This window comes from Ottowia sp. VDI28 (genome assembly GCF_049532675.1).
In the GTDB taxonomy this organism is placed as follows: Bacteria; Pseudomonadota; Gammaproteobacteria; order Burkholderiales; family Burkholderiaceae_C; genus Ottowia.
Map to the genome: position 1 here is coordinate 923850 of NZ_CP149820.1, position 26345 is coordinate 950194.

A 26345-nucleotide genomic window follows, 5' to 3' on the forward strand; every position below is an offset into this window, starting at 1 on the left:
TTTCCTTCTCCTGAATCTATGCTTCGGTGGCCGCTGCCTTGGCGGCTTCCGCCTCGGCTCGCAGGCGGGCTTTGCGATCCGGAAGAAAGCGCTGCTCCACCCAGCGCGTCGTGACGCGCGCCTCAATGAACGCGGGGTCTTGAAGCACTTCCTGATGGAACGGGATCGTGCTGGGAATTCCTTCGATACGGAGACTTGCCAACGCTTCTCGCATGCGCTCGATCGCAGTCGAGCGGTCTGGCGCATGCACGATCAACTTGGCCAATAGCGAGTCATAGTTCGGTGGCACCGCGTAGCCTGGATAGCAGTGCGAATCAAGCCTGACGCCGATACCTTCTGGCGAGACCCAGTTCGTAATCAAGCCTGGCTTCGGCAGGAAGTTCTTGTTGAAATCTTCCGCGTTGATGCGGCACTCGATCGCATGGCCCTGCAATGTGACGCCTTCCTGCGCGAACGACAAGGGAAGCCCCTGTGCAACCCGGATTTGCTCTGCCACGAGATCGATTCCAGTCACCAGTTCGGTGACAGGGTGCTCCACTTGGATGCGCGTGTTCATTTCCAGAAAATAGAAGCGGCCTGCGGCCTCATCGAGTACGAACTCGACCGTTCCCGCGCTTGTGTATCCAACGTTGCGCGCCAATTGCACGGCACACCTGCCCATTTCCTCACGCAGCTTTTGTGTGACCACCGGAGAGGGGGACTCCTCGATCAGCTTTTGATGGCGGCGCTGTGTGGAGCATTCGCGTTCGCCTAGGTGAACCACGCTGCCGAACTGGTCTCCCAGCACCTGTATTTCGATGTGGCGTGCATGTTCGATGAATTTCTCGAGATACAACGTCCCGTCACCGAACGCCGCCTGGGCTTCGGCAGAGGCCGACTCCATGGCGGCAGGAAGTTCGGATTCATCGCGCACGATGCGCATGCCGCGGCCTCCGCCACCCGCGGTGGCTTTCATCAGCACGGGGTACCCGATGTCTTGCGCGAGTTCAATGGCCTGCGCTGCGCTGGCCAGCGCGCCGGATCCCGGGACGCGGGGCACGCCGGCGGCCTCTGCCAGTTTCACCGCGGTGATCTTGTCGCCCATCAGCTCGATCGCTTCCGGCGACGGACCGATGAACACAATGCCCGCGCTGGTGCAGGCGCGTGCCAGTGCCGGTCGCTCGGACAGGAAACCATAACCGGGATGGAGCGCATCGCAATCGCTGCGCCGGGCTGCGGCGATGATGCGTTCGATATGCAGATAGCTTTCGCTGGCGGGAGCTGGCCCGATGAGTTCCACGGCGTCGGCGATCCGAGCCGCGAGAGATTCGCGATCTGCCTCCGACACACCGGCCACTGATTCGATGCCCAGCGCCTGGCATGCACGGATGACACGGACAGCGATTTCCCCTCGATTGGCCACGAAGACCCGGCGAATAGAGTGGCCAGATACAGCAGACTGAGACGGCATGGATGACCTCACTTCTGGACCAGTTGCGGCATGGCCTTCGCGACGCCCTGCCAGGAAGCCTGTTCTTTGGCCAGTTGCGCGCGGAATTCGGCTGGGGTGTTATGCCTGGGATTGGCACCTGCCGTGCGAATGGCCTCTACCATGGAGGGGCTGGTCATGATGGTTTTGGTCACCTGAGCCAGCTTGTCGACGATGGGCTTGGGCGTACCTGCCGGCATGAACAGGCCATACCACATGGTCATCTCGAAGTTGGCACCGCTTTCGACAAAAGTGGGCACGTTCGGCAATCCTTCGAAACGTGCCGCCGAAGTCACCGCCAGCGGTTTGAGCTTGCCAGCCTGAATGTGGGGCAGCAACACGGGAACAAGGGCATACACCATGTCCACTTGCCCGGAGATGGCATCCGTGGTGGCTGGTCCGCCGCCCTTGTAGGGAATGAGAAGCAGCTCCATCTCGGCTTTCTTGTTGAGCAACTCCAGCGACAGATCGAGCTGCGCATGCGAGACTGACAGCTTCCTTGGCGCTGCCTTCGCGGCCGCGACAAGTTCACTGCCGTTGTTGTAGGGAGTACGTGGATTGGCGGCGAGCACGAAGGGCATGTCGGCCACGAGGCTCACAGGCTCGAGGGCCTTGAACATGTCGAACCCCGGTTCGGGGCCAAACACGTGGTTGAGCACCTGGAAGATGCTTCCGAGAAGAATGGTGTTGCCATCGGGCTTGGCCTGAGCGACGGATTGAGCGCCGATGCTGGTGGCAGCACCCGGCTTGTTTTCCACGAGGAAAGGCTGCCCCAAGTCGCGCGAAAGACGCTCGCTGAGCTTTCTGGCGATGAGATCCGTTGTGCCGCCTGCTGCATAAGGCACGACCAGCTTCACAGGCCGCGTTGGCCAATCTTCCTGCGCGGCCGAGGCCGCCATACCTGCAAAACACAGCATGGCTGCTGTCAGGCAGCGGCCCCATGAATCGAATCGGGTTTTTCGCATCAAATGTCTCCTTATTAGTCTACATTCAGATTGTTAACAATCTGAATGTAGACTATATTCCGTTTTATCCATTTCAACAAGGAGATCTAAATGGCCATTGAAAAAATTTGCTCTGAAGTCACCGGAAGCGTTTGGAAAATTCAGTCGGTAGTGGGTGACGTTCTGGAAGCTGACGCGGCGATCATGGTGCTAGAGTCGATGAAAATGGAGATCCCCGTGCTCGCGCCCGATGGCGGCCGGATCGTGAAGATCCTGGTCGCCGAAGGCGAAGCCGTCAAAGAAGGCCAGGAGTTGGCTGTCATCGAGAGTTAATGAGACCAACGGCTGCCCCCTACATGCAAGAGCACGATCTTCATCCTGTGGATGAAGGGCGGGAGATTCGATCTGCCTTACGCACATTGCCTGAGCAGATCGCGGAGCGCATTTATTCGGACATAGTCGCCGGGCACTACGAGCCCGGCGAGCGAATCCGCGAAGAAGCTCTGGCTGAATTGTTCGGTGTCAGCCGAGGCCCTGTCAGGGAAGCGCTGCGTATTCTGGAGCGGGATTCCGTGGTTCGTGTGCTTGCGAACAAGGGGGCGCACGTCACAAAGCTTTCAACCAAGGAAGTCAACGACATCTTCCAGATACGGATGCTGCTGGCCGGCGCCATGGTGCGCCGGCTTGCCACCATGCCGCAAACGGTGGTCACACGCTTCGCCCCGGCCGTCGAGACGCTCGAGCGGCTCGCCCTGGTACCGGATGGAGGGGCAGCCTATGTGGCGGCCAGTGTGGAGTTGGCCTTGGGCATGGCCAAGGCTTCCGACAACGAGCGCCTGGCCGAAATCATGAGATCGCTTGCCCGCCAGAGCTGGCGCTACACTCGGCTAGCCCTCCATGAGCCTGTTCGGCGGCAGGAGTCTGCCCGAACCTGGCGCATACTCTTTGATGCATTGCTGGCTGGGGAGGGCGATGTAGCGGGGCGCGCAATGGAAAAACTGGTTGACGATTCGCGCCGTGAAGCGGTGCACCTGCTGGAAAGCGGCCTTGCTTGATCTGCGGCCGGCATAAGGCGGGACCTCCGTCTTTGCAGGTTTTCTGCACCATTTGGTCTCAGGGGGACGTTTGTTGCACACAACAGTGAACCGTTCTTGTACTCTGAGCCTGGGGTTTATTGGCCTTGAAAGGAATCGATGCCCGTTCCCTTGGCGACAATGCGGATTGTGACAACGGTTTCATTCGTATATTGCTGCAAGCGCGGCTGGCTCAGCCGCCTCATCATGGCTTTCGTACTGCTGTGGCCGTTGGCTATGGTCGCCCGCGCGGAAACCCCCGTCACCTTGACGGAATTGCGCGCGGAAAGGGCTCAAGACGGCCTTTATCTGTCCACCCAGCTGAAATTTGATCTGTCTCAGCCGGTAGAAGAGGCTCTGTACAAGGGCATCCCTGTCTATTTCATCGCCGAGGCGGACATCGTCCGTGAACGCTGGTATTGGTCTGACGCACAGGTAGCCTCTGCGCGGCGCTACATGCGGGTGTCCTATCAGCCTCTTACTCGTCGTTGGCGTTTTGCCAGTTCATCGGAGCCGCTTTCCAATGCCGGGCTAGGCGTCAACTTCGGCCAGTACTACGATCAGTTGTCGGATGCCATGGCCGCGGTACAGCGTATTTCGCAATGGAAAATCGCCGACGCTTCCGATCTGGATGTCGATGCCCGGCAGACGCTGCGTTTTCGTTTTTACCTGGATTCGTCCCAACTACCCAGGACCTTCCAGCTCGGGGCGGTGGGGCAGTCTGACTGGCACATCTCGGTTGAACGCCGGATCGACCTGACACGGGAGACCGGCAAGTGAGCGAGCCGGCGCGCGGTGAGCTGCACGCGGATGCGCCCGCCCTGAGCCCGCGCAAGAAGCTGGCGCAGTGGTCGCTGCGCCTGGCCATCGCCGCCATCATCTGTATCGGCCTGACCTTGGTCTTCCTGCTGGTGCAGGCCACCAACAACCGGCTGCTGTACGAGCGTTACTACGCCAAGCTGTTCGTCGTGAACATGGTGGTGGCCGGTGTACTGGCATTGGTGATCATCTGGGGGATCTACCGCCTTATTTCGCGTCTGCGAAGGGGCAAGTTCGGCAGCCGGCTGCTGATCAAGCTGGCGGCGATTTTCGCGCTGGTGGGGGTGCTGCCGGGCTTGCTGATCTACGTGGTGTCTTACCAGTTCGTATCGCGCTCCATAGAGTCATGGTTCGACGTCAAGGTGGAGGGTGCGCTGGATGCTGGCCTCAATCTGGCGCGTACATCGCTGGAAACCCAGGCGCGTGATTTTGGCGCCCAGCTTCGCGGGGGCTCCTCGCAACTGGCCAGCTCGCCCGATTCATTGGCCGCCGTGCCGCTGGAGCAGTTGCGCGTGCAGCTGGGCGCCGTGGATGCCACCCTGTGGAACAGTTCGGGCCGCCTGATCGCCAGCGCCGGGCAGTCCCGCTTCGATCTCAATCCTGAACGACCTCCTGCTCAGATGCTGCGCCAGGCCCGCGCGCAAGGGGTGGCCACCTTGATCGAGGGGATCGACGAAGCGGCGGCTGCCGGGTTGGATGCGCCCGGCAGCTCGGTCCGCATCCGGGCGGTGACGGCGCTCAATGCCCGCTCATTGGGCTTGTTTGACGAGCAACGATACCTGCAAGCGGTCGTGCCGTTGCCTGCGGGGCTGGTGAGCAACGCGTTGGCGGTGCAACAGGCTTACCGGGAGTACCAGGAACGCGCCCTGGGCCGTGAGGGGTTGCGGCGCATGTACATCGCCACGCTGACCTTGAGCCTGTTCCTCGTGGTGTTCGGGGCTGTTCTGATGGCCGTGCTGCTGGGCAAACAACTGGCCACACCGCTGCTGATGATTGCCGACGGCGTGCGCCAGGTCGCGGCGGGGGATCTGACCCCCAAACTTGTGCTGCCCGGCCGCGACGAACTGGTGGGCCTGACCAGATCGTTCGCCAACATGACGCAGCAGCTTGCCGATGCCCGGGCCGCGGTGGATTCGAGCATGCGCGAGGTGGAGGCTGGCCGTGCCAGCCTGCAGACCATCCTCGACAACCTGACGGCCGGCGTCATCGTGCTGGACCGGGAGGGCGTGGTGCAGTCCTCCAACCCTGGCGCCACGCGCATTTTGCGGGCGCCGCTCGCCGCCAGTGGCGGCAAGCCCCTGGGTGCGCTGCCCGGCCTGGAAAATTTTGCCAGCGCTGTGCAGGATCAGTTTGGCGAATTCGAAGGCGAACGCGCCGAGCACGGGCTGGATCACTGGCAGAAATCGTTCGAGTTGTACGGCAACGCGAGCGGCATCAGCTCTGACGCGGTGACGCTGGTGGCGCGTGGCGCAGCGCTGCCTGATGGCTTGCGCCTGCTGGTGTTCGACGACATCTCGGAAATCGTTTCAGCCCAGCGCGCACAGGCCTGGGGCGAAGTGGCCAGGCGCCTTGCCCATGAAATCAAGAACCCGCTGACTCCCATCCAGCTTTCCGCCGAACGGCTCGAATTCAAGTTATCAGGCAAGCTGCCGGAAACAGAACAAGCCTTGCTGACCAAGGCCGTCAAGACCATCGTCGATCAGGTCGATGCGATGAAGCGGCTGGTGAACGAATTCCGCGACTACGCGCGCCTGCCTGCCGCAGACTTGAAGCCGCTTGATTTGAACGAGCTGATCCATGAAGTGCTGCACCTTTACGGCGCGGTGGGCGACGACGGCAAAACCGAAAGCCCCGTGCCATTGCGCTTTGATTGCGATCCCCAGTGCCCGCGCATCATGGGTGATGCGCAGCAACTGCGGCAAGTCATTCACAATCTGGTTCAGAACGCGCTTGATGCCACCGAGCCGCAGGCAGGTGCACAGGAGAAGAGCGATGCTGGCGTGGTGATCAGAACCCAGTGGATGGCATCGGCACATCGGGTCCGCATGAGCGTGATCGATCATGGCCATGGTTTCCCTGAAGCCATCCTGAAGCGTGCCTTCGAACCCTACGTGACCACCAAGGCCAAGGGCACTGGTCTGGGCCTGCCAGTCGTCAAGAAAATTGCCGAGGAGCATGGCGCGCGGCTCGACGTATCCAACCGGATTGTGGACGGCCAAGTGGTCGGTGCGCAAGTATCGTTATCATTCGAACCATCCCCTTCTGGGGAGCGCACTTAAAATCCTGCATATAGGAAGAGGAAACCACACTTCACATGGCCAACATTCTGGTGGTGGACGATGAACTCGGCATTCGGGATCTGCTCTCCGAGATCCTGAACGACGAGGGTCATACTGTCGAGCTTGCCGAAAACGCTGCACAGGCGCGCGCGGCGCGTCAGCGCGCCCGGCCGGATCTCGTTCTGCTGGACATCTGGATGCCGGATACCGACGGCGTCACCTTGCTCAAGGAATGGCGCGGCACCGGCTTGCTCACCATGCCCGTCATCATGATGAGCGGCCACGCCACCATCGATACGGCCGTGGAAGCCACGCGCATCGGCGCGCAGTCGTTCCTTGAAAAGCCGATCACGCTGCAAAAGCTTTTGAAGGCCGTCGAGCAGGGTTTGGCCCGGGAAGGTGCCGGACGCAAGCAGGCGCCCGACGGTATCGATGCTCCCGCCAATACCCTGGCGGCTGCGGAACTGACCGTGGAAGTCGCCATGACTGGCGGCCACCCGCTGCCCAGCGCGGTAGACCTGAGCCCGCAAGGACAGCAGACCTTCGAACTCGACAAGCCCTTGCGCGACGCGCGCGATGCTTTCGAGAAGGCGTACTTCGAGTTCCATCTGGCCAAAGAAGGTGGCTCCATGACGCGCGTCGCCGAGAAAACGGGGCTGGAGCGCACCCATCTGTACCGCAAGCTGAAGCAGCTTGGCGTCGATCTTTCACGAGGCCGTAGAGGAAATGCATCCGCCAGCTAAAAACGGCGAAAGTTGATGCTAGAATACGAGCTTCTCTGGCCCGGTAGCTCAGTTGGTAGAGCAGCGGATTGAAAATCCGCGTGTCGGTGGTTCGATTCCGCCCCAGGCCACCAAATATGACGCCTCAGCACTCGAAAGGGTTCTGGGGCGTTGCTGTTTTTGGATCAAGGGGCTTCCAAAGTGACTGTTTCTAACTCTAAGCCGACCACGGGCACTATTCTTTAAAGCGGTCATTGATTTATACCCCTGGTGTTCGCAGTCCGAAAAGTACCGTTGATCCCCACTCGCCTGTAGACCCGGGCTCAGTCTTCTGTTTTGCGCTTCATTGCGTGCTCCCTTCGAGTCGGCGGCAGAGACCTACCGTTTACTTTGTGGCTTGGGCGCATTCATCGCTGGGAATCCCAAGCTCAGCACTGACCAGCGAGCCTGTCTGCCGCTTCTTGCATGCCACCCAGAATGCTGTCGGCGACTTGTTCAGGAAAGTTCGCGGGTAACCGTGCCTGCACTGCGGCGATCACTCCAGGTGTTCGCGCAACTAGGTCATCCAGAATGAATTGAGCCTGCCGGCCGTCCTCGGTCACGATGCCATGACGGGCGCCCAAGGCGAGCCAATGTCGGCGCAGGATGTCCCGCATTTTCCAGTGCGCGTTCTTCGAGCGCACTGCCATGGCCATCTTGGCTTTGAATGGCGAAATCGTCGAAGATCCCTTGCCAAGTACCGGATAGGCCGACAGCACATCGTAGAGCGGTGTAAGTTGGTAGCGCCCGCCTGGCCGTAGGAACAAGCTGAAGTTCTTCGCGTGGCCGTCTGTCGCGCACAGCATCCAAAACAGTACTTGCGCCTGAAAGAAGGTACGTTGGTCCTGTTCTCGCGTCATTGAGCCTTCGAGCACGCTCAGAATGCGGTCCATGCCGGGGCCACCATCGGCTTCGTACTTCAAGGCCGGAGGTGTACCGGTCGCCTGGCACATATCCTCTTGTGGGAGGCGGACGAGACGGCGGTCGCCCGCCGGACTGTGCCACCACATACGGTCGAAGCGTTCGACCGCCAGGGCCTTCATATCCTCGAACTGCACGGGTGCGCAGGCCGCTACGGGCAGACCGAATTCCCGCAGGATCAACGAACACAGCCATTCGTTCTCGACGGAGTCCCGCATGTCGATCTTCATGCCCCCGATGAGCCCCAGGGGCAATTTGAAAATGTGCGTGGTGGGTGTTCTTTCCCGAGGCATGCACCACTGCCCGTCCCAATGGAGCAATGCCGTTTTTTCCTGGGCACCCGCGATGGAAATACGCAAGTCATCGCTGGCCGCTAGGCCCAAGGTATTGGGTGTCGTGGCACCACGCAAGACTTCCGCGACCTGGGCCTCGCTCAACGGATCGGCCTGCACGGGCATGAGATCCGCGGGGGCTTGGCCTTGGGGCAGGGTTTCCAGTGCGCCTACGCAGTCGCGGCCAATTTCGGCCAAGAGGTCGAAGGCGTCGACGCTGCCGGTCTGGTAGCGGCGTGCGATTCGCTCGCGAATATCCTTGCTGTCAGGCAGCAGGTTCTCGAAATACGCTCGAACCTTGTCGCCCCGATGAGGCGCATTGCCTGGGGTGAAGGGCAGGGACAGGGACAAGGGCCGTCCTTGCTCAGAGAGGGCCCAGGTGGGATCGTATTGCAGCGTGTCGGGTGTGTTCGGAGCCAGACTCCAGGTGCCGACAAAGACGCCATTCATCCAGAGTCCGAGCGAGCGCTTGTGTGAGCGGCGCCCCATCGTTTACCAACTTGGTGTGTTGGTGTCAGCTTTGCCCGATGCCGATGCAGGGGTGGGTTTGCCGAGCACCATCTCCACACCAAGAATGCTGAGCAGTTTCAGCAGACGCGCGGCCCCGACGTTCTCGGCGTTGCGCTCCAGCGCTGAATAGGTTTGCTGAGTTATGCCAAGACGTAACGCCGCTTCGCTCTGCGTCAGGCCGGCTTCCTTGCGAAAGGCTTGGAGAAGGGTGGGCAACTGATCGGCTGTGCGCACGGTGAATCCAGACATACAAATCCTGATTTGTATTGATGGTTTACTTATTATAGGCAGTAATTTAATTTTACAAATGATGACTTGTAAAATGGGCCGCACGATATCGCTTACATGTGATGGCACGTCATGGCGAACGCGGATCCCCCCGCGGACGTATGCCCAACTTCGCGCGCAAGTAGCGGATGAAAAGCCAGATGGATTCGAGCTTTTTACTCAGTACCCTCGTTGGACTGCTTTCCGATAAGGATGGAGCCAATGAGCTCGACGACGATACTCAACGCGATGACGACGCCGGCGGCTGTCGAAGCACCGAGGAAGAGCAGGCCGATCGAGACGACAGTACTGACTGCTGCAAGTATGTGAATCGACCTCATGCTTTTTCCATGGCTAAAGGGCTCGGACAATTCCAAGCACTAATCCAGACACTAGTTGCTTGCTAAAGCCTAGCACACAATTGCCAGTGGTAAGCGCTTGGTGGCTTGATGAAGTGATCCGGCAAACAAGCAATTCAGACGCCTCGCCGCCACTAAGACAAGTCCTGGATCAAGACGGCGCTCTGGCATGTGTCGATGCACGATGAGTGCCCCATTGATGGCGCGCGTGATCTGAGACGGTGCACCACTTGGGGCGAAATGCCACGCCATGGTGCGTATACCCCGATCCCAGCCCGTTCAATGTTGGCATCAAAATTGCTGATCAGTTGTTCAATTAATTTTGCGGGTTAACCCCAGCACGAGATTGATCCGAGAGGGTTATCCTTCGCGCATTAATTAATTGGTCGTTTAATTTATTAGTGCTGGTGCGCGGATGCTGAGTCGATCCGTGTGCCGGGTTTGGGTTTGTCCTCACCTGGAGAATGAAATGAACAAGTGGTCTCAAGTGCTGTCCCTCACGGGCCTCCTCGCTGTGTCGGCGCTGGCCAGCGCGCAGGAGACGGTGAAGATCGGCGTGATCGAGCCTCTCACTGGCTCGGTGGCCTACAACGGCCTGGCGTCGGTCAATGGTGCCAAGCTCGCTGTCGAGCGGCGCAACGCGGCTGGCGGGGTGCTCGGCCGCAAGGTTGAATTGGTGATCGAGGACGGGCAATGCCGCCCTGCCAACTCGGTGAATGCTGCTGAAAAGCTGGTGCAGCGCGATAAGGTGGTGGCACTGCAGGGTGCCTTCTGCAGTTCGGCTACGGCGGCCGTGATGCCGGTGGCCGAGAAGTACAAGGTGCCGTTCGTCACTGGCGTGTCCTCCAAGGCCGATTTGACGGAGAAGGGGATGCAGTACTTCTTCCGTTCCGCCGAAACCGACCGGCTCATGTCCAAGACCTTCAGCAAAATCCTGGCGGACAAGCTGCAGCTCAAGACGGTGGCTTATATCGGGGTGAACGACGACTGGGGCCGCGGCGGTGTGGAAGACTTCTCCAAGGACCTCGAGGCGCTGGGCGTCAAGACCGTGATGAAGGAGTATTTCGACCACGGCGCGACCGACTTCTACACGCTGCTGACCAAGCTGCGCGCCAGCAAGGCCGACGGGGTGTTCGTGGCCGCTGAGACGCAGGACGGCTCGATTCTGGTCAAGCAGTTCAAGGAGTTTGGACTGACGACCAAGATTTTCGGTGTGGGCTCATGGGCCACTGCGGACTTCATCGGCCTGACGGGCGATGCGTCCGAAGGTATCTACGCCGCGGTGCCCTATGCGTCGAGCCTCTCGAACGAGCGCAACAAGGCCTTCGTCGAACAGTACGTCAAGGCTTACAAGGAGAAGCCCGGCAAGTACGGCGCCGCCGGCTACAACGCGATGAACATCATGCTGGACGCCGTGCAGCGCGCCGGCAAGGCCGAGCCTGAGGCCATCCGCGATGCCCTGCGCAAGACTGACTACGCCGCGCCCAACGGCCGCTACCGCTTCACCGACAAGGGCGAGGGCTACGGCTTCGACGTGGTGTTGGTGAAGATCAGCAAGCGCGAGCCGAACGTGGTCGCGCAGGCGGCCACCGAGAAGCCTTGAAGCCCTGACGAGATAGCGAAGCAGGAATTTCCACGATGGAACTACTTTCGCAGTACCTTGCCAACGGGTTGGTGACGGGGTCGTTCTATGCGCTCTCGGCGCTGGGACTGACCCTGATCCTCGGCTTGATGCGAGTGGTCAATTTCGCTCACGGCGAGCTCTACATGCTCGGCGGCGTGATGGGCTGGTGGGCGACCACTCGCCTGGGACTGGACTTCTTCAGTGGTCTGGTCCTCGTGGCGCTGGTGATGGGTGCCTTCGGCTGGCTGGTCGACCGCTTCCTGATCGAGCGCATCCGCGATCAGGGCGAGGAGCCTGGCATCCTGCTGACCATTGGGCTGTCGATCTTCCTGGCCAATACGGCCTTGCTGGCGGTGGGCACCGCGCCGCTGAAGGTCGAGGCGCCAATTTCCGCTGGCCCGATGTTCTTCGGTCCGGTGGTGCTGACGAAGCTGCGCGTGTTCGCGGTGGTCGTGTGCGCCCTGTTGATCGTAGCTGCCTGGTTGGTGATTCACAAGACACGCCTGGGCTGCGCGATGCGCGCCACTTTCCAGGACCCGATGGCCGCACAGCTTGTGGGCGTTCGCACTGCCAACGTGTATGCAGCCACTTTCGCCATGGGGACGGTGATCGCTTCCATGGCCGGCATGCTGCTCGGCTCGATCTATTCAGCGCAGGTGGCCGTCGGCGGGCTGGTCAGCATGAAGGCTTTCGTGGTGGTGATCCTGGGCGGCATGGGCAGCTTCGCGGGAGCCATCGCCGGCGGACTGCTGCTGGGCGTGGTTGAGGCGCTGTGGGGCGGTTACGTGGCCACTGGCTGGGTCGACATCGTCGGTTTCGCGCTGGTGATCCTCACGCTGGTCTTCCGGCCCTACGGTCTCTTTTCCAAGCGGGCGGAGCGCGCATGATGAAATTCGAGAAACACTGTCTTGTGATCCTGATGGCGGTGGCCGCGCTGATGCCACTGGTGGTGCGCGACCAATACGTGCTGCACATCGCCATCATGGTGCTGTTCTACGCCGTGTTGGCCAGCAGCTTGAATCTGGTGGTCGGCTACGTGGGGGAATTCTCGCTTGGCCATACGGCTTTTCTGGGGACTGGCGCTTATACGGCGGCCATCCTTTCCACGCAGTACGGTTGGCCGATGTGGGCCACCATGCCGGTGGCGGGCTTGCTGGCTGCGCTGGTGGGCGTGGTCATTGGCGGCGTGACGCTGCGGCTGCAGGGGCCGTTCTTCGTGATTGTGACGCTCTCCTTCGCCGAGGTGCTGCGCTTGGTGGCCGACAACTGGATTGGTCTTACCAATGGCCCCATGGGGATCGCCGGCATTGCGCAACCAGCGTTGCTGGGCGATGCAGGTAACCTGGGCGCCAAGCAGTTCTACTATGCGGTGGCCTGGGTGTTGCTGGCGATCACGCTCTACCTCAGCTTCCGCTTCGTGCATTCCAATGCAGGCCGCGCCGCGGTGGCGGTGCGGGAGAACCGCTACGTGGCCCAATCCATCGGTATCCGGCCGCTGAGCTACTCGATGCTGGCGCTGGTGCTTGGTGCGCTGCTCTCGGGCATGGCGGGCGGTTTCTATGCCCACTACATCTCCTTTGTCGGACCAGAAGTGTTCCGCTTCGCGTTCATGGTGAGCATGATCATCATGGTGCTCATCGGCGGCAAGGGCACGCTGGTGGGACCGCTGATCGGTGCCCTGTTGGTGACCTTCCTGGAGGAGTACCTGCGCGAGGCCAAGGAGTTGCGGCTGTCGATCTTCGGTCTGGCCGTGATCGCGATCGTGCTCTTCCTGCCGCGTGGCCTGATGGGCTTTGTGGTGCAATGGCGCGAATCGCGCAAGGCCGCATCGCCCAAGCTCGCCGCATCGCCCAAGGCAGAGAGGAGAGCAGCATGAGCGCCACTCACGCCATGAACACGCCGCGCGCACTGGAGGTGCGGGGCTTGGGCAAGTCCTTTGGCGGCATCCATGCGGTCAAGGATGTCAGCTTTGATGTCCACCCGGGCGAGATCGTCGGCCTCATCGGCCCCAACGGCGCAGGCAAAACCACGTGCTTCAACCTGATCACGGGCTTCTACACGCCCAGCGCAGGGCAAGTGCGCTTCGCGGGCATCGACGTGACGGGGAGAAAGCCCTATCACATGGCCCGCATGGGCATCGTGCGCAGCTTTCAGAAGACCAACATTCTGAAGTCGCTCACCGTGTTCGAAAACGTGCTGACCGGTCACTATATGGAGGCGCGCCAGTCTCTGTGGCGCACTTTTTTCCCGGGCCGAGAGGTGCGAGAAACCGAAGAGGCCGTACGAGAGAGTGCGCAGCGCATCGTTCACACGATGGGCTTGGCTCATCGCATGGATACATCGGCCGCGGTGTTGTCGTGCGGCGAACTGCGCCTGCTCGAAGTGGCCCTGGCTCTCGCGTCCAAGCCTGAAATCCTGATGCTCGATGAGCCCGCGGCCGGCCTCAACAGCCAGGAGGCCCGCCAGTTTGGCGAGATCCTCAAGACGCTGCGCGGCACGTTGGTCCAGTCGATCCTGATCGTGGAGCACAACATGAGCCTGGTCATGGGCGTCTCCGATCGGGTGGTCGTGATGCATTTCGGCCAGAAGCTGGTCGAGGGCACACCTGCGCAGGTGCAAGCCGATAGCCGGGTGGTCGAGGCCTACCTGGGTGGTGGAGGAAAGAAGGCATGAGTGCAGTGATGACCCATGAGATGGGTGCAAGCCCCCTGGCTGGCGAGACCGGCTCGCCTGTGCTGGAGTTGCGCGACTTGCACGTGAGCTACGGTAAGACGGCAGCGCTGCATGGCGTGAACCTGAGCGTGATGCCGGGTGAAGTGGTGGCGCTCATCGGTACCAACGGCGCGGGCAAGAGCACGACGCTGCGCGCCATCTCGGGCCTGCTCAAGCCCACGCGCGGCGACATCTTCTTTCAAGGCCAAAGCATTGGCGGCCTCTCGGCAGATCGAGTGGTGGCGCAGGGTATCGCCCAGTCGCCGGAAGAGAGGCACGTGTGGCCAACCATGACGGTGGATGAAAACCTGTCGATGGGCGCATACCTGTGCAAGTCCAAGGGCGAGATCGAGCGCCGCATGGGCCTGGTCTACGAGCGCTTCCCACGGCTGAAGGAGCGGCACAAGCAACTCGCAGGCACGCTGAGCGGCGGCGAGCAGCAGATGCTGGCCATCGGCCGCGCGCTCATGTCCGAGCCGCGTCTGCTGCTGTTGGACGAGCCCAGCCTGGGCCTGAGTCCGCGCATGGCCGAGGAGGTGTTCGAGTTCGTTCGCGAGATCAACGCTCACGGCGTGACGGTGATGCTGGTCGAGCAGAACGTGCATAACGCGCTTTCGGTGGCCACACGGGCCTACGTCTATGAGACCGGGCGCGTGGTGGCTGAGCGTGATGCGGCCGGCCTGCTCGATGATCCGGAGTTGCTCAGCGCCTACCTCGGCGGTTGAGCCTGACAAAAGAGGGTGCCTGCGCGCACCCTCTTTTTGTCTCCATCGATTAATTGAACAACTGTTTAACAAAGGGGAAGGTCTTGGCGCCGGCCCACCAGATCAAGGAGTAGAAAAGACATGAACAAGACATTGAAAATCGGCATCGTTGGTGGCGGCATCGGTGGCGTGGCCCTTGCCCAGGCGCTGCGCTTGCGTGGTATTGATGCCCATGTGTTCGAGCGCGCGAGTGCGTTTGGTGAGATTGGCGCGGGGGTGCAGATGACGCCCAATGCGGCGAAGGTGCTGCGTGCGCTGGGCTTGGGCGATGCATTGGCGCGCATCGGCTTTTTGCCCCGGGCCATGGTCGGACGCAACTGGGACGACGCACGCGAGCTTTTCCACACACCGTTGCGCGAGGTGTGCCCGCGTCTATTCGGTGCCGACTTCTGGCATGTGCATCGCGCGGATCTCCATGCCATATTGTCCGAGGGCATCCCGGCAGACCGCGTGCGTTTCAATGTCTCGTGCACGGGTGTCACCCAGAACGCAGGCCAAGCCATCGCGCACTTCAGCGACGGAAGTCAGTTCGAGGCTGATTTGATTGTGGGCGCCGACGGTATTCATTCGGCGGTGCGCGACTCCTTGTGGGGCAAGACCGCCTCGCAATACACCGGCCACATGTGCTGGCGCGCGCTGGTGCCGGTAGAGCAACACCCCTTGCCATTCGTGAGTCCGGACGCATCCTTCTGGATGGGCCCCAAGGCCCACATCGTCACTTACTACGTCAAAGGCGGGGCGGCGGTGAACATCGTTGCCGTCAATGAGAGCGCCGACTGGGTGACCGAGTCGTGGACCGAGCCGAGCACGCGTGAGGAACTGCTGGCCGCCTATGAGGGATGGCACGAGAACATCATTCGCCTTTTCGAGAAGACCGATGCTCAGCAAATCTTCAAGTGGGGCCTGTTCGACCGGGACCCGATGGCACAGTGGTCGCAAGGTTGCGTGACGTTGTTGGGCGATGCGGCGCATCCGATGCTGCCTTTCCTGTCCCAGGGTGCCGCCATGGCCATCGAGGACGCCTACGTCTTGGCCGCAGCGTTGTCGCACTTCGACGGCAATCTCGACGGCGCCTTGCGGGCCTACGAGGCCGAGCGCCGCCCGCGTACCGCACGCGTGCAGTTGGAGGCTCGCGAACGCGGCCGCACTTACCACCTCTCTACGCCCGAAGAGCAGAAAAAGCGCGACGAGGAATTCCAGAGAGCCCAGGCCAGGGACCCGAACGCCGTCGGCATCAAGGCCGAGTGGGTCTATTCATACGACGCCACCGCCTGCGTCAAGCGCTTTGATGAAAGCGCCGAAGCAGCCGTCGCCTGAGCAAGGAGATCAGAGATGACAAGCAGGAAGACTCAATTTCGTATCGGGCAGATCGTGCCTAGCTCCAACACCACGATGGAGACCGAGATCCCCGCCATGTTGCGCCTGCGCGAGCAGGTGCGGCCCGAGCGTTTCACCTTCCACTCCGCGCGCATGCGGATGAAGCACGTCAACAAGGAAGAGCTGGCGGCCATGGATGCCGAATCCGACCGCTGCGCGCTGGAACTGAGCGACGCACGGGTGGACGTCCTGGGATATGCTTGCCTGGTGGCCATCATGGCCATGGGCCGCGGTTACCACCGGCAGTCGCAGTCGCGCCTGAGCCGCGCTACCGTCAGCAACCACGGCGAGGCGCCAGTCATCACAAGCGCTGGTGCGCTGGTCGATGCGCTCAAGGTGATGGGTGTCAAGCGCATCGCGCTGGTTGCGCCATACATGGTGCCGCTGACGAAGCTGGTGATCGACTACATCGAGCACGAGGGCTTCGAGGTGGCCGATTGGCGTGCGCTGGAGATTCCCGACAACCTGGAGGTTGGCCGCCACGACCCGGCGAAGCTGCCGGCCATCGTGGCCGGCATGAAGACCTCGGACGTGGATGCGATCGTGCTTTCGGCTTGCGTACAGATGCCGTCGTTGCCGGCCATCGCACAGGTGGAGGCGGCCACCGGCAAGCCGGTGGTCACCGCAGCGGTGGCCACCACCTACGCGATGCTCGGCGCGCTGGGCCTGGAGCAGGTGGTGCCGGGAGCAGGTGCGCTGCTCTCGGGCGCGTACTCGAAGGGAGCGCAGGCATGAGTCACTTTCTCTACGGCGCACAGGTGCATGCCAACGGCATCCGTCAGCACTACCTGCGTTATGGTGGCGATTCCGGTGCACGGACGGGGCGCAATGCGGTCGTCCTTATTCCGGGCATCACCAGCCCGGCCGTCACCTGGGGCTTCGTGGCTGAGCGCTTCGGGCGCCACTTTGACACTTATGTGCTCGACGTGCGCGGCCGAGGTCTGAGCGAAGCGTCCGATACGCTGGATTACAGCCTCGATGCGCAGGCGGCCGACCTCAATGCCTTCTGCGCAGCGTTGGGCCTGGGTGGCTATGCCTTCGTCGGCCATTCGATGGGCGGTCGCATCGCCATACGCGCGGCTTCGAAGTGGCCAACCGGCCTCACACGTGTGGTCGCAGTCGATCCGCCCGTCTCCGGCCCAGGCCGCCGGGCCTATCCGGCCAAGTTGCCCTGGTACGTCGATTCGATTCGCATGGCGCGCCACGGCATCAGCCAGGACCAGATGCGGGAGTTTTGTCCCACCTGGAACGAGGAGCAACTGCGCCTGCGCGCTCAATGGCTGCACACCTGCGATGAACGGGCCATTGTGACCAGCTTCGAGGCCTTCCAGACCGATGACATCCATGCCGACCTGCCGCGCATCGCGGTGCCGCTGATGCTGATGAGCGCCGAGCGCGGCGACGTGATCCGCGAGGAGGAGTTGGCCGAGATCCGCGGGCTGGTGCCCGGCCTGCGCGAGGATCGTGTGGCCGGGGCCGGCCACATGATTCCCTGGGACAACGAGGAAGGCTTCCATCGAGCTTTCGGTGACTTCCTCGGCCAGACGCTGGATTGAATCTATTCAACATCGGAGATTGACATGGCCATCAGCGACACTGAACTCATCCGTGCCTGGACACAGGTGCTGACTCTTTCCAAGCTCAAGAGCGGTGACGCCGTCACTGTGCTGACGAGCGATCACACTCATCCACAGACATTGCGTTGCGCAATCACTGCCGCCACCATGCTGGGCGCCTGCGTGAGCCGGTTGGACCTGCCGCCGGTCAACGGGGAGAAGTCTCTCAGCAGGGACACGCTCGCCTATCTAGGCACCACGCCGCTTACAGGCAATCGCGCTGCCATCGCGGCGCTCAAGGCCAGCGACCTGGTGCTGGACCTGATGACGCTGCTGTTCTCGCCCGAGCAGCACGAGATCCTAGCCTCGGGCACGAAGATCCTGCTGGCCGTGGAGCCGCCCGAAGTGCTGGCCCGCCTGGTACCCACCATGGAGGACTACCATCGCGTGCAGGCTGGCGTGGCCTTGCTCAAGGGCAGGCGCGAGATGCACGTGACCTCCGCGGCCGGTACCGACCTGCATCTGCCGCTGGGTGAGTACCCGATCACCGCTGAATACGGTTTCGTCGATCAGCCTGGCCGTTGGGACCACTGGCCCAGCGGCTTCGCCTTCACTTGGCCCAATGAGGGCGGGGCACATGGCCGCATTGTGCTGGCCAAGGGTGACGTGCTGCTGCCCATGAAGAACTATGTGACAGAGCCGATCACGCTCACGGTAAAGAACGGCTTTGTGACCGCGATCGAGGGTGACGCCGAAGCCGAGCTGCTGCGCGAGTACATCGAGTCTTTCCAGGATCCCGAGGCCTATGCCATTTCGCACGTGGGCTGGGGTCTGCAGAAGCGGGCCTTTTGGTCCACGCTGGGCTTGTACGATCGCGAAGCCACGCTGGGCATGGACGCGCGCGCCGTCAGCGGCAACTTCCTGTTCTCGCTGGGCCCCAACAACGAGGCCGGCGGCAGCCGTACCACCGCTTGCCACATCGATATTCCGATGCGGCACTGCAATGTCTTCGTCGATGGCCTGCAGGTGGTGGATGACGGGAAGGTGGTGGAGTCGTTGATGAAGCCGGCTAAGCTCGCGGCGCACAAGGAGGCGGCCCATGCGTGACGAGTCGCAGGTCTACCAGCAGCAGGGTTTTGGTGCCGGCCTTGGCGTTCAGCCCCCCGTTGGTCTGCTGATCGTGGACTTCGTGAACGGCTTTGCCGATCCCGGCACCTTTGGCGGCGGAAACATCCCGGGTGCTATCGACCGCACCGTTGGCTTGCTGGCCGTCGCGCGCGAGCGCGGCTGGCCGGTGGCACACAGCCGCATCGTCTATGCCGACGATGACAGCGACGCCAACATCTTCAGTGCCAAGGTGCCCGGCATGCTGAGCCTTAAGGAGCACTCGCCGGCCAGTGCCATTGTGGACGCGCTCGCGCCTGCGGCCGGCGAGCGGGTGGTGCGCAAGAACGTGCCTTCGGCTTTCTTCGCCACTGACCTTGCCCCCTGGCTCACCCAGCGCGGCGTTCGCACGTTGCTGGTGGCCGGCTGCGTGACCAGCGGTTGCGTGCGCGCGAGCGTTGTCGACGCCATGTGCTGGGGTTTTCGTCCGGTCGTGGTCGAGGACTGCGTGGGCGACCGTGCCATCGGTCCGCATGAGGCAAGCTTGTTTGACATGCGGCAAAAGTACGCCGACGTGATGAGCTTGCAGGCCCTCCTTGGTCAGCTGCCAGCCTAGCCCGAGGGCAGAGCTGCCAAGGCGCCTTCAGGGCGCCTGAAAGCCGCCCACCACGAAGCGCGTGACCTGATCGATCAGCGCTTCGGTGTCCTCTGCGTCGTACAGGCCCTTGGGCGTCATTTCTTCCATGCGGTGCGTGTCCGAGAACGCGTAGAGATACGTACCGACCATCAACGTGACGCGCCAGTAGGCATCCAGTTCGCCCAACTGCGGCAAGGCCAGACGAAAGGCCTCCACATAGCGCTGCGTGGAGGATCCATAGGCGTCCGTACGTACTTTGTACGAGATTTCGGGTGGTTCGGTGTGCAGGCGGGCCTGCAGGCGCAGAAAGGAGCGGCCCTGTGGCGTGGAGCGCAGAGCCAGCGTGGGCGAGAGAAATGCATGCACGATCTCACGCACCGTGGGCTTGCCCTTGTCCAGCAGCGCTTCCAGCAGGTCCACGCGTTGCTTGGAGATGATCTGTCCGCGGCGAAGGAAGGTCTCCTCAAACAACCCGTACTTCGAGCCGAAGTAGTAGCTGATCAGCGCCTGCGTCACATTGGTGGCGGCGGCAATCTCTCGCAGCGTGGTGCCGGCATAGCCCAGTTTGGCGAATTGCGCTTCGGCCGCGTCCATGATCTCGTCGCGGACCGCGCTGGTTCCCTCTGGCCGGCCAGGTTTCCTCTGTTTCACCCGCTTGGTGGCGGTGCGGCTGGCGGTACCCGTCGTCTTCATGTAATTAATCGCTTGACCAATAAGTGAGTATAGGGGCAGTGCTCCCTATCGAGATGCAAAGCACTTGCGATGTAGCGCTCGAACTACGATTGTCTGCAGGATTGCGTCGAGATTGGATGCCGTACTCGGCAAGTCGAACGTCGCTGGGGCAGCGTTTCTCGTCGGATCGCCTTGTCGTTGCCTCGGGTTCTTGTCCATGCAATATTTAGCGCACGTATACGTTTGTGTATTCGCTGAGACTTAGAATGTCGGGATGACGCCTCCCAAGGAACCGCCGCTCCGAGCAGCCGACACTGTTTATGTCACGTTGAGGTCGCGCATTTTGCGCAATCAGCTTTCAGGGGGAAGCCAGCTTCTGGAAGATGCGATCGCAGCGGACCTCGGCCTTAGCCGGACGCCCGTCCGAGAGGCACTTGCACGCCTTGAGTCGGAAGGCCTGGTAGAACCGATTCCTCGTCACGGTTATCGGGTGATACCCATCACCATGGAGGACATCCGAGAAATCTACCAAGTACTGTCACCGCTCGAAACAGTGGCGGCCGAACTCCTCGCGCAGAAGAAGCCAAATTCAGCAGAGGTCAAGGCGCTTCAGGAAACGGTTGACAAGATGGCAGCGGCTTTGAAGGCAGACGATCTCGATGCTTGGGCCGACGCGGACGAGATGTTCCACGCACGACTGGTCGACTTCTGCGGAAACCGGAGATTGGCGAAGGTTGCACATCTGCTGTTTGCACAGTCGCATCGCGTACGGCTATTCACACTGCATCTGCGTGACAAACCCTTGTCCTCTGTGGCGAACCACGGCGCTCTCGTCGATGCGATTCGTAAAGGCCGCCCCGATCTGGCCCGTCAGATCCATGCGGGACAGCGAGACAACTGGACCGTGACAATGGCCCAGCTGCTCGAACGCTTGAAAATCCATCAACTATGAAACGGTACCGATCGTAGGCGTCAAGGGCTAGTCGCCGCGAACACCAGACAGCTCGACCAATTTGCCCCAGCGTTCAATCTCCGTGCCGACAAATTGGCGGAACGCCTCGGGGTTCTTGAAGTTTGCAGTCACACCCGCGTCGGCGAAGGTCTTTTGGACTTGTGGAATCGCCAGCACGGACTGAATCTCGCTGGCCAACCGGTTGACAATGGCGCTTGGTGTCTTGGCGGGCGCGAAGACACCGTACCAGTGCGTGTAGTCGGCATCCGGGTAGCCTTGTTCTGACATCGTAGGCACGTCAGGCAATTGCGGCATGCGTTGCGCATCAATCACCGCGATCGCACGCAACTTTCCTGCCTTGATCTGTGGCAGCGCCGCACCGGTGGTCGAAACGAGCATCGATACCTGGTTGCCCATGAGGTCGGCAATTGCCGGAGGAATCCCCTTGTAGGGCACATGCACCATGTCCAGCTTGTTGCGTGCCTGAAAAAGCGCCGCGATCAGGTGCGCGGTGCTCCCGTTGCCATATGAGGCGTAGCTAAGCGGTGTTTTGCTTTGCTGGCCATATGCAACGAACTCCGCGAGATTTTTGACCGGAGTAGCGGTGTTAACTAGCACGACATGCGGGCCGGTGGCTAGAAGGGCAACGGGCTCGAAGTCTCGCTTCGGGTCGTAGCGAAGTTGCTTGAAGAATGTGGCGTTGATGGCGTGAGTGTTCGTCACCCCGAGCACGAACGTATAGCCGTCCGCGGGAGCTCGTGCCACAAGCTCGGTGCCGATGATGCCGGATGCGCCTGGGCGATTCTCGATGACGAAGGGGTGGCCGAGTCTTTCCTGCAACTTGGTCGCGACCGTACGTGCAATCACGTCGGTCCCTCCGCCGGCCGGCCACGGTACGACCAGAGTCATTGGCTTGGCGGGCCAGGACTCGGCATAGGCATGAGCCAGCGGAAAGGCGGCACAGGCGGCGCTGGCCATCAATTTCAATAGCGATCTCTTCTGCATGTTGTCTCCTTGAACGGCGCGTGGCTCAGTGGCCGCCGTTTGCCTTCAGAACCTCAGCTTCGGATGGAAGCCGCCCATCACTCAAGTAGCGCTCGAACAGCGGTCGGATTGCTGGCGGCATTGGATAAGCCTGGTGCAGCGATAGGCCGTCCAGAAGCAGCGCACGGCAAAACTGTTCCTCTTTGGTGAATATCTCGAACCCGTCTATGACGTCATTTACCCAACGTTCGGGAATGACGATCACACCATCTCTGTCAGCCAGGATCCAGTCACCGGGTACGACCAGTGCGCCGCCGCATTGCACGGGTACGTCAGCTTCCCAGGCCACCAAAGTCGGGGCCGACGGAACAGGGAAGGTGCTTGTCGCAAACACTGGTAGCCCCACACCTTCGAGCCCGACCAGGTCGCGCATCACCCCGTCAGTGGCCACGCCAACGGCACCGTTGATCTTCGCGCGAAGCGCGAGCATGTCGCCAAGGACAGAACCTCTGGGCCAGCCCTGGGCGTCGAAGATCAGAAAATCACCCGGTTGCGTTGCGTCGAGTAGACGGAAGTTGGGCGGTTCGCCAGGTGCCTTGCGGTAATCGACGCGGGTTGGCAGGAAGCGCAGCGTGCGCGCGCGGCCCGCGATGGACCCTTCAAGTGGGAACAGCGTTTTGACGTTTGAGAGCACTAGCTGACAAGGGTCCTGTTCCTTGAGCAGATCCAGCGCTGCCGTTGTCGGGATGCGTGCGAGCGCGCTCCGTATGGTGGCATCGTCCGATCGGTTCAACACCCCCTCGGAGTAGGGCGCGTTCGACGAAACGCGGGCGTGCGAAATGTTGCTCATGCGGACCTCTTCAGCATGTCGTCGTACTTGACTTTCTGGTGGACTTCGATCGGGTCCCCTCCCGCGCGGATGGCCGCGATCACGCCGTCTTCGGTGTCTTTGACGAAGCGGGCGATCTTCAGCACCGCCTCGATCTGCTCGTGTGGTACTACTACCACGCCGTTTTCGTCTCCCACGATCAGATCACCGGGGCGGACGATATTGGTACCGAGTCTGGCCTCGGTGTCATGGCTCACGTAGCCGACACGGCCGCGAACGGACTGATGGATGAAGCCTTTGCCAAATACCGGCAAGCCGAGGGTTTTGTATTCGTCGATGTCGCGCGCGACACCATCGCAAACCACACCGGCCAGGCCGTAGTGGAGGGAGGTTGCACCAGCAACGCCCCCAAACGTATTGAGATCCATGCGGCCGCCGACATCGATCACCAGCACGTCACCAGGTTGCGCATCCATGATGGCCTGCAGCGTGCCCACCACGGTGGTGATCTCCTTGTGCGAATTCTCGAGCGGCGCGAGCGTCAAGGTCATTGCCGGGCCGACGACCTTCTTGCAGCCTTCCCAAAGAGCGCCGATGTGTGTGGGCTCGCAAGGTATGCCAAGCCTGTCCAGCGCATCGCTGACGTTGGATGTGGAAACGGCCATGTAGCCGTGAATGATTGCTTTGCTGACGGGTCTACGCATGAGGCCTCCTGTTGCGTGGTGTCGAAACATGCCACTGAAATTTGCGGCATGCGAGCGCTATTGTACATTTTTATGTATACGTAATACAATACATAAAATCGTACGGAGCGATTGAAGCCCGATCGATTTCTCAAAAGGAGACCACCCATGACAGATCCCTTGCTTCCCCGTTCGCGAAGAATCTTCTTGAAATCCCTTGGTGCCTCGACGGCCGCTACAGCCGCTACAGCCGCTACAGCCGCTGCAGCGGCTTCTGGTTTCGGTGCGGCCCATGCTCAGCCTGCTGCAGCTTCCGCGGGAGCGCTGGGCAGTACGTTGCAGGCCTACACTTTTCTTTTGCCCGACGAAGCCGCCTTCGTCGAAGCGGCTGTGGATGTCTTCATCCCGAAGGACGAGGTGGGTCCGGGTGGGGTGGAAGCTGGGGTCGTCTACTACATCGATCAGTATCTGGCCGGCGCTTTCGGTGTGGGTAGCGGTACCAACCTGCAAGGGCCATTCCTGCCCGGTAGCGCGACGCAGGGTTATCAGTTGCCATTCACACCGCAACAGATCTATCGCATCGCCATTCGTGAAGCCGACATGTACTGCCGGGCCACGTTCGCCGGCAAGCCGTTTCCTGCGCTCTCGCACGACGACCGAAACGGGGTGCTCAAACGCATGCAGCAAGGTGCGATCTCCCTTCCCACGGTGCCGGCGCGGACTTTCCTGCTCGCGCTCTACAACAACACCATGGAGGGGTACTTCGCCGATCCAGCCTACGGCGGGAACCGCGACAAGGCGACTTGGCGGATGCTTGGGTTTCCTGGTGTGGGCTACGTCTACACCGAGGACATCCGCACTTACAGCGGGCGCCGGCAGCAGTTGGAGCCGCAAAGCCTGGCCGACTTTCGTTAATGCACTGGGAGATTGCGTGATGATCACAATGAAACCGGTAGATGCAGTTGTCGTAGGCCTTGGATGGACAGGCAGCATCATCGCCCGCGAACTCGTCGATGCGGGAATAGGTGTCGTCGCACTTGAGCGTGGGGGGCATCGCGAATCACAGGAGTTCAGCTATCCGCAAAAGGATGACGAACTCAAGTTTGTGCAGCGCAATGCGCTCATGACGAGGCTGGCACTGGAAACGCTGACCTTTCGCAACCGCTCGAGCGAAACAGCGCTGCCGATGCGCAACCACGGCTCCTTCCTGGTCGGAGACGGGGTCGGCGGTTCAGGCACCCACTGGGGCGGAGTGACATGGCGCTGGATGCCGTGGGACCACGAGCCGCGCCGCCGGCTGGACGAGCGGTATGGCCGCAAGTTCGTGCCCAAGGACATGACCATTCAAGACTGGGGAATCACCTACGACGAGCTCGAACCCTGGTACGCGAAGGTGGAGTCTGACTGGGCGGTGTCGGGGAAGGCGGGCAACATCGGGGGGAAGCGCATCGAAGGCGGCAATCCCTTTGAAGGCCCGCGCAGCGGTGAATACGTGAATCCGCCTCTTGCGCCATCCAACATGATGCTGGAAATGGAGCGTGCCGCGCGTTCGCTGGGATTGCACCCCTTCATCACGCCGGCAGCGATCTCCTCGCGTGCCTACACGAATGCCGACGGCATCCAGTACGGGCAGTGCCACTACAACGGATTCTGCGAACGTTTCGGCTGTCCATCCAACGCCAAGGCGAGTCCAGTCAACACGCTGCTGCCACTGTTGGCCAATAAATCGAACTTCGAGCTGAGAGCCAACTCGCGCGTGATGAAGGTGAACCTGGATGACTCGAAGCGTAAGGCGATCGGGGTTACCTATGTCGATGCGCTGGGGCGCGAAGTCTTCCAACCCGCGGAACTGGTCATTCTCTCCGCCTATGGCCTTGGCAATGTGCATCTGATGCTGTTGTCGGGCATCGGCAAGCCCTATGACCCAGCAACAGGCCGGGGCACGATAGGCAAGAACTACGCCTATCAGTGCCAAGGCGGAGTTACGGTCTTTCTTGATGAGGACAAGTGGCTGAACCCATGGATGGGTTCCGGCGGGCTGCAGATGGCGCTCGACGATTTCAATGTCGAGACGAACGATTTCGGGAAGCTGGGCTTCATCGGAGGTGCGACTATCGCGACGGCCTCCAATGGAGCGCGCCCCATTGCTTTCCGGCCCGTTCCGCCAGGAACCCCTTCCTGGGGAACGGAGTGGAAGCGCGCTGTAGTCAAGCACTACCAGCACACCTTGCCGATCAATGCGCAGGGCGGGGGTATGGCGTATGCGAGCAATTATCTTGATCTCGACCCGACATACCGCGATGCGTTCGGGCGGCCGATGTTGCGCATGACCTTTGATTTCAACGACAACGAGCAACGCATGGCGAACTACGCCATCGATCAATGCGAGCGTATCGGCAAAGCCACCGGCGCCAAAGTAGTCGCGAAGCGTGGCGCCCCGAAGCAATACGACATCGTGCCTTATCAAAGCACGCACAACACCGGCGGAGCCATCATGGGGGCTGATCCGAGCGAGAGCGCGCTCAACAACTACCTGCAAAGCTGGGATGTTCCAAACGTGTTTGCGGTAGGCGCGAACGCCTTCCCGCAAAACGCAGGGAAGAACCCGACAGGCCCATTGGCCGCACTGTCGTATCGGGCCGCCCACGCGATCCGCAACCGATATCTCAAGGCACCGGGCCTGATCGGCTAGGACTCCCGTCACCATTCAACAAACGA

26 protein-coding genes and 1 tRNA gene are annotated in these 26345 nt (G+C 61.2%); 19 read left to right on the forward strand and 8 right to left on the reverse strand.

What is annotated here, in order from left to right; translation table 11 throughout:
* Window positions 1-16 precede the first annotated feature (16 nt).
* Entirely contained in the window at window positions 17-1450 is a 1434-nt protein-coding gene (gene accC / locus WJU18_RS04310) for an acetyl-CoA carboxylase biotin carboxylase subunit (protein ID WP_423458909.1), read from the reverse strand.
* 8 nt (window positions 1451-1458) lie between these two features.
* The gene (locus WJU18_RS04315) at window positions 1459-2433 is read right to left on the reverse strand and encodes a Bug family tripartite tricarboxylate transporter substrate binding protein (protein WP_423458910.1); all 975 of its coding nucleotides are present in this window, start codon (window positions 2431-2433) and stop codon (window positions 1459-1461) included.
* Window positions 2434-2523: 90 nt separating this feature from the next.
* Here WJU18_RS04315 and WJU18_RS04320 point away from each other — a divergent pair, with 90 nt between their 5' ends.
* From WJU18_RS04320 to WJU18_RS04345, 6 genes are all read left to right on the forward strand, one after another.
* Entirely contained in the window at window positions 2524-2745 is a 222-nt protein-coding gene (locus WJU18_RS04320) for an acetyl-CoA carboxylase biotin carboxyl carrier protein subunit (protein ID WP_423458911.1), read from the forward strand.
* Window positions 2745-3467: a GntR family transcriptional regulator gene (locus tag WJU18_RS04325; RefSeq protein WP_423458912.1), complete on the forward strand. Its 723-nt coding sequence runs from the start codon at window positions 2745-2747 to the stop codon at window positions 3465-3467. The genes WJU18_RS04320 and WJU18_RS04325 overlap by 1 nt, the downstream gene beginning before the upstream one ends.
* 225 nt (window positions 3468-3692) lie before the next feature.
* A complete protein-coding gene (locus tag WJU18_RS04330) occupies window positions 3693-4265 on the forward strand; it encodes a DUF4390 domain-containing protein (protein WP_423458913.1) in 573 nt (190 codons plus the stop codon).
* Complete coding sequence (locus tag WJU18_RS04335; protein ID WP_423458914.1) at window positions 4262-6583, forward strand: ATP-binding protein; 2322 nt, start codon at window positions 4262-4264, stop codon at window positions 6581-6583. The genes WJU18_RS04330 and WJU18_RS04335 overlap by 4 nt, the downstream gene beginning before the upstream one ends.
* A gap of 35 nt (window positions 6584-6618) precedes the next feature.
* The gene (locus WJU18_RS04340) at window positions 6619-7326 is read left to right on the forward strand and encodes a response regulator (RefSeq protein ID WP_423458915.1); all 708 of its coding nucleotides are present in this window, start codon (window positions 6619-6621) and stop codon (window positions 7324-7326) included.
* 37 nt (window positions 7327-7363) lie between these two features.
* Window positions 7364-7439: transfer RNA gene (locus WJU18_RS04345), tRNA-Phe, on the forward strand.
* A 294-nt stretch (window positions 7440-7733) separates the two neighbouring features.
* Here the strand turns inward: WJU18_RS04345 and WJU18_RS04350 are convergent.
* Entirely contained in the window at window positions 7734-9086 is a 1353-nt protein-coding gene (locus WJU18_RS04350) for a type II toxin-antitoxin system HipA family toxin (protein ID WP_423458916.1), read from the reverse strand.
* 3 nt (window positions 9087-9089) lie between these two features.
* On the reverse strand, window positions 9090-9356 hold the full coding sequence (locus WJU18_RS04355; RefSeq protein WP_423458917.1) for a helix-turn-helix transcriptional regulator: 267 nt from the start codon (window positions 9354-9356) through the stop codon (window positions 9090-9092).
* An 846-nt stretch (window positions 9357-10202) separates the two neighbouring features.
* Between WJU18_RS04355 and WJU18_RS04360 the strand changes: the two genes are divergently transcribed.
* The 10 genes from WJU18_RS04360 (at window position 10203) to WJU18_RS04405 (ending at window position 19486) form a co-directional block, all read left to right on the forward strand.
* Window positions 10203-11336: an ABC transporter substrate-binding protein gene (locus WJU18_RS04360; RefSeq protein WP_423458918.1), complete on the forward strand. Its 1134-nt coding sequence runs from the start codon at window positions 10203-10205 to the stop codon at window positions 11334-11336.
* Between the two features lie 35 nt (window positions 11337-11371).
* Complete coding sequence (locus WJU18_RS04365) at window positions 11372-12244, forward strand: branched-chain amino acid ABC transporter permease (RefSeq protein WP_423458919.1); 873 nt, start codon at window positions 11372-11374, stop codon at window positions 12242-12244.
* Entirely contained in the window at window positions 12241-13233 is a 993-nt protein-coding gene (locus tag WJU18_RS04370; RefSeq protein WP_423458920.1) for a branched-chain amino acid ABC transporter permease, read from the forward strand. The genes WJU18_RS04365 and WJU18_RS04370 overlap by 4 nt, the downstream gene beginning before the upstream one ends.
* Window positions 13230-14030, forward strand: coding sequence for an ABC transporter ATP-binding protein (locus WJU18_RS04375; protein ID WP_423458921.1), 801 nt, complete (start codon window positions 13230-13232; stop codon window positions 14028-14030). Before WJU18_RS04370 ends, WJU18_RS04375 begins: the two co-directional genes overlap by 4 nt.
* 20 nt (window positions 14031-14050) lie before the next feature.
* Window positions 14051-14794 (forward strand): ABC transporter ATP-binding protein, encoded by a 744-nt coding sequence (locus WJU18_RS04380; protein ID WP_423460932.1) that lies wholly within the window; start codon window positions 14051-14053, stop codon window positions 14792-14794.
* Between the two features lie 120 nt (window positions 14795-14914).
* Window positions 14915-16150, forward strand: a complete 1236-nt coding sequence (locus WJU18_RS04385; RefSeq protein ID WP_423458922.1) for an FAD-dependent monooxygenase — start codon at window positions 14915-14917, stop codon at window positions 16148-16150.
* A gap of 15 nt (window positions 16151-16165) precedes the next feature.
* Window positions 16166-16945 carry a maleate cis-trans isomerase family protein gene (locus WJU18_RS04390; RefSeq protein WP_423458923.1) on the forward strand — a complete coding sequence of 260 codons (780 nt, stop codon included), beginning with the start codon at window positions 16166-16168 and terminating at the stop codon, window positions 16943-16945.
* On the forward strand, window positions 16942-17766 hold the full coding sequence (locus WJU18_RS04395; protein WP_423458924.1) for an alpha/beta fold hydrolase: 825 nt from the start codon (window positions 16942-16944) through the stop codon (window positions 17764-17766). Before WJU18_RS04390 ends, WJU18_RS04395 begins: the two co-directional genes overlap by 4 nt.
* Before the next feature lie 24 nt (window positions 17767-17790).
* Window positions 17791-18873, forward strand: coding sequence for a 2,5-dihydroxypyridine 5,6-dioxygenase (locus tag WJU18_RS04400; protein ID WP_423458925.1), 1083 nt, complete (start codon window positions 17791-17793; stop codon window positions 18871-18873).
* Window positions 18866-19486 (forward strand): N-carbamoylsarcosine amidohydrolase, encoded by a 621-nt coding sequence (locus WJU18_RS04405; RefSeq protein ID WP_423458926.1) that lies wholly within the window; start codon window positions 18866-18868, stop codon window positions 19484-19486. Before WJU18_RS04400 ends, WJU18_RS04405 begins: the two co-directional genes overlap by 8 nt.
* 27 nt (window positions 19487-19513) lie before the next feature.
* On the opposite strand, the gene WJU18_RS04410 is transcribed toward WJU18_RS04405, so the two are convergent.
* Window positions 19514-20200, reverse strand: a complete 687-nt coding sequence (locus WJU18_RS04410) for a TetR/AcrR family transcriptional regulator (RefSeq protein ID WP_423458927.1) — start codon at window positions 20198-20200, stop codon at window positions 19514-19516.
* A 253-nt stretch (window positions 20201-20453) separates the two neighbouring features.
* Between WJU18_RS04410 and WJU18_RS04415 the strand changes: the two genes are divergently transcribed.
* Window positions 20454-21131: a GntR family transcriptional regulator gene (locus WJU18_RS04415; protein ID WP_423458928.1), complete on the forward strand. Its 678-nt coding sequence runs from the start codon at window positions 20454-20456 to the stop codon at window positions 21129-21131.
* 27 nt (window positions 21132-21158) lie between these two features.
* On the opposite strand, the gene WJU18_RS04420 is transcribed toward WJU18_RS04415, so the two are convergent.
* The 3 genes from WJU18_RS04420 to WJU18_RS04430 are packed head-to-tail and all read right to left on the reverse strand — an operon-like array spanning window position 21159 to window position 23648.
* A complete protein-coding gene (locus WJU18_RS04420) occupies window positions 21159-22136 on the reverse strand; it encodes a Bug family tripartite tricarboxylate transporter substrate binding protein (protein ID WP_423458929.1) in 978 nt (325 codons plus the stop codon).
* A gap of 25 nt (window positions 22137-22161) precedes the next feature.
* On the reverse strand, window positions 22162-22965 hold the full coding sequence (locus WJU18_RS04425) for an RraA family protein (protein WP_423458930.1): 804 nt from the start codon (window positions 22963-22965) through the stop codon (window positions 22162-22164).
* Window positions 22962-23648 carry an RraA family protein gene (locus tag WJU18_RS04430; protein WP_423458931.1) on the reverse strand — a complete coding sequence of 229 codons (687 nt, stop codon included), beginning with the start codon at window positions 23646-23648 and terminating at the stop codon, window positions 22962-22964. Before WJU18_RS04430 ends, WJU18_RS04425 begins: the two co-directional genes overlap by 4 nt.
* Window positions 23649-23834: 186 nt before the next feature.
* Between WJU18_RS04430 and WJU18_RS04435 the strand changes: the two genes are divergently transcribed.
* Both WJU18_RS04435 and WJU18_RS04440 read left to right on the forward strand, forming a co-directional pair.
* The gene (locus tag WJU18_RS04435) at window positions 23835-24542 is read left to right on the forward strand and encodes a gluconate 2-dehydrogenase subunit 3 family protein (protein WP_423458932.1); all 708 of its coding nucleotides are present in this window, start codon (window positions 23835-23837) and stop codon (window positions 24540-24542) included.
* 16 nt (window positions 24543-24558) lie between these two features.
* Window positions 24559-26319: a GMC family oxidoreductase gene (locus tag WJU18_RS04440; protein ID WP_423458933.1), complete on the forward strand. Its 1761-nt coding sequence runs from the start codon at window positions 24559-24561 to the stop codon at window positions 26317-26319.
* Window positions 26320-26345 lie beyond the last annotated feature (26 nt).

Coding starts and splice junctions, on each gene's coding strand:
- accC (WP_423458909.1), bottom strand. CDS start 1,450: ATGCCGTCTCAGTCTGCTGTATCTGGCCACTCTATTCGCCGGGTCTTC.
- WJU18_RS04315 (WP_423458910.1), bottom strand. CDS start 2,433: ATGCGAAAAACCCGATTCGATTCATGGGGCCGCTGCCTGACAGCAGCC.
- WJU18_RS04320 (WP_423458911.1), top strand. CDS start 2,524: ATGGCCATTGAAAAAATTTGCTCTGAAGTCACCGGAAGCGTTTGGAAA.
- WJU18_RS04325 (WP_423458912.1), top strand. CDS start 2,745: ATGAGACCAACGGCTGCCCCCTACATGCAAGAGCACGATCTTCATCCT.
- WJU18_RS04330 (WP_423458913.1), top strand. CDS start 3,693: ATGGCTTTCGTACTGCTGTGGCCGTTGGCTATGGTCGCCCGCGCGGAA.
- WJU18_RS04340 (WP_423458915.1), top strand. CDS start 6,619: ATGGCCAACATTCTGGTGGTGGACGATGAACTCGGCATTCGGGATCTG.
- WJU18_RS04350 (WP_423458916.1), bottom strand. CDS start 9,086: ATGGGGCGCCGCTCACACAAGCGCTCGCTCGGACTCTGGATGAATGGC.
- WJU18_RS04355 (WP_423458917.1), bottom strand. CDS start 9,356: ATGTCTGGATTCACCGTGCGCACAGCCGATCAGTTGCCCACCCTTCTC.
- WJU18_RS04360 (WP_423458918.1), top strand. CDS start 10,203: ATGAACAAGTGGTCTCAAGTGCTGTCCCTCACGGGCCTCCTCGCTGTG.
- WJU18_RS04365 (WP_423458919.1), top strand. CDS start 11,372: ATGGAACTACTTTCGCAGTACCTTGCCAACGGGTTGGTGACGGGGTCG.
- WJU18_RS04370 (WP_423458920.1), top strand. CDS start 12,241: ATGATGAAATTCGAGAAACACTGTCTTGTGATCCTGATGGCGGTGGCC.
- WJU18_RS04375 (WP_423458921.1), top strand. CDS start 13,230: ATGAGCGCCACTCACGCCATGAACACGCCGCGCGCACTGGAGGTGCGG.
- WJU18_RS04380 (WP_423460932.1), top strand. CDS start 14,051: ATGGGTGCAAGCCCCCTGGCTGGCGAGACCGGCTCGCCTGTGCTGGAG.
- WJU18_RS04385 (WP_423458922.1), top strand. CDS start 14,915: ATGAACAAGACATTGAAAATCGGCATCGTTGGTGGCGGCATCGGTGGC.
- WJU18_RS04390 (WP_423458923.1), top strand. CDS start 16,166: ATGACAAGCAGGAAGACTCAATTTCGTATCGGGCAGATCGTGCCTAGC.
- WJU18_RS04395 (WP_423458924.1), top strand. CDS start 16,942: ATGAGTCACTTTCTCTACGGCGCACAGGTGCATGCCAACGGCATCCGT.
- WJU18_RS04400 (WP_423458925.1), top strand. CDS start 17,791: ATGGCCATCAGCGACACTGAACTCATCCGTGCCTGGACACAGGTGCTG.
- WJU18_RS04405 (WP_423458926.1), top strand. CDS start 18,866: ATGCGTGACGAGTCGCAGGTCTACCAGCAGCAGGGTTTTGGTGCCGGC.
- WJU18_RS04410 (WP_423458927.1), bottom strand. CDS start 20,200: ATGAAGACGACGGGTACCGCCAGCCGCACCGCCACCAAGCGGGTGAAA.
- WJU18_RS04415 (WP_423458928.1), top strand. CDS start 20,454: ATGACGCCTCCCAAGGAACCGCCGCTCCGAGCAGCCGACACTGTTTAT.
- WJU18_RS04420 (WP_423458929.1), bottom strand. CDS start 22,136: ATGCAGAAGAGATCGCTATTGAAATTGATGGCCAGCGCCGCCTGTGCC.
- WJU18_RS04425 (WP_423458930.1), bottom strand. CDS start 22,965: ATGAGCAACATTTCGCACGCCCGCGTTTCGTCGAACGCGCCCTACTCC.
- WJU18_RS04430 (WP_423458931.1), bottom strand. CDS start 23,648: ATGCGTAGACCCGTCAGCAAAGCAATCATTCACGGCTACATGGCCGTT.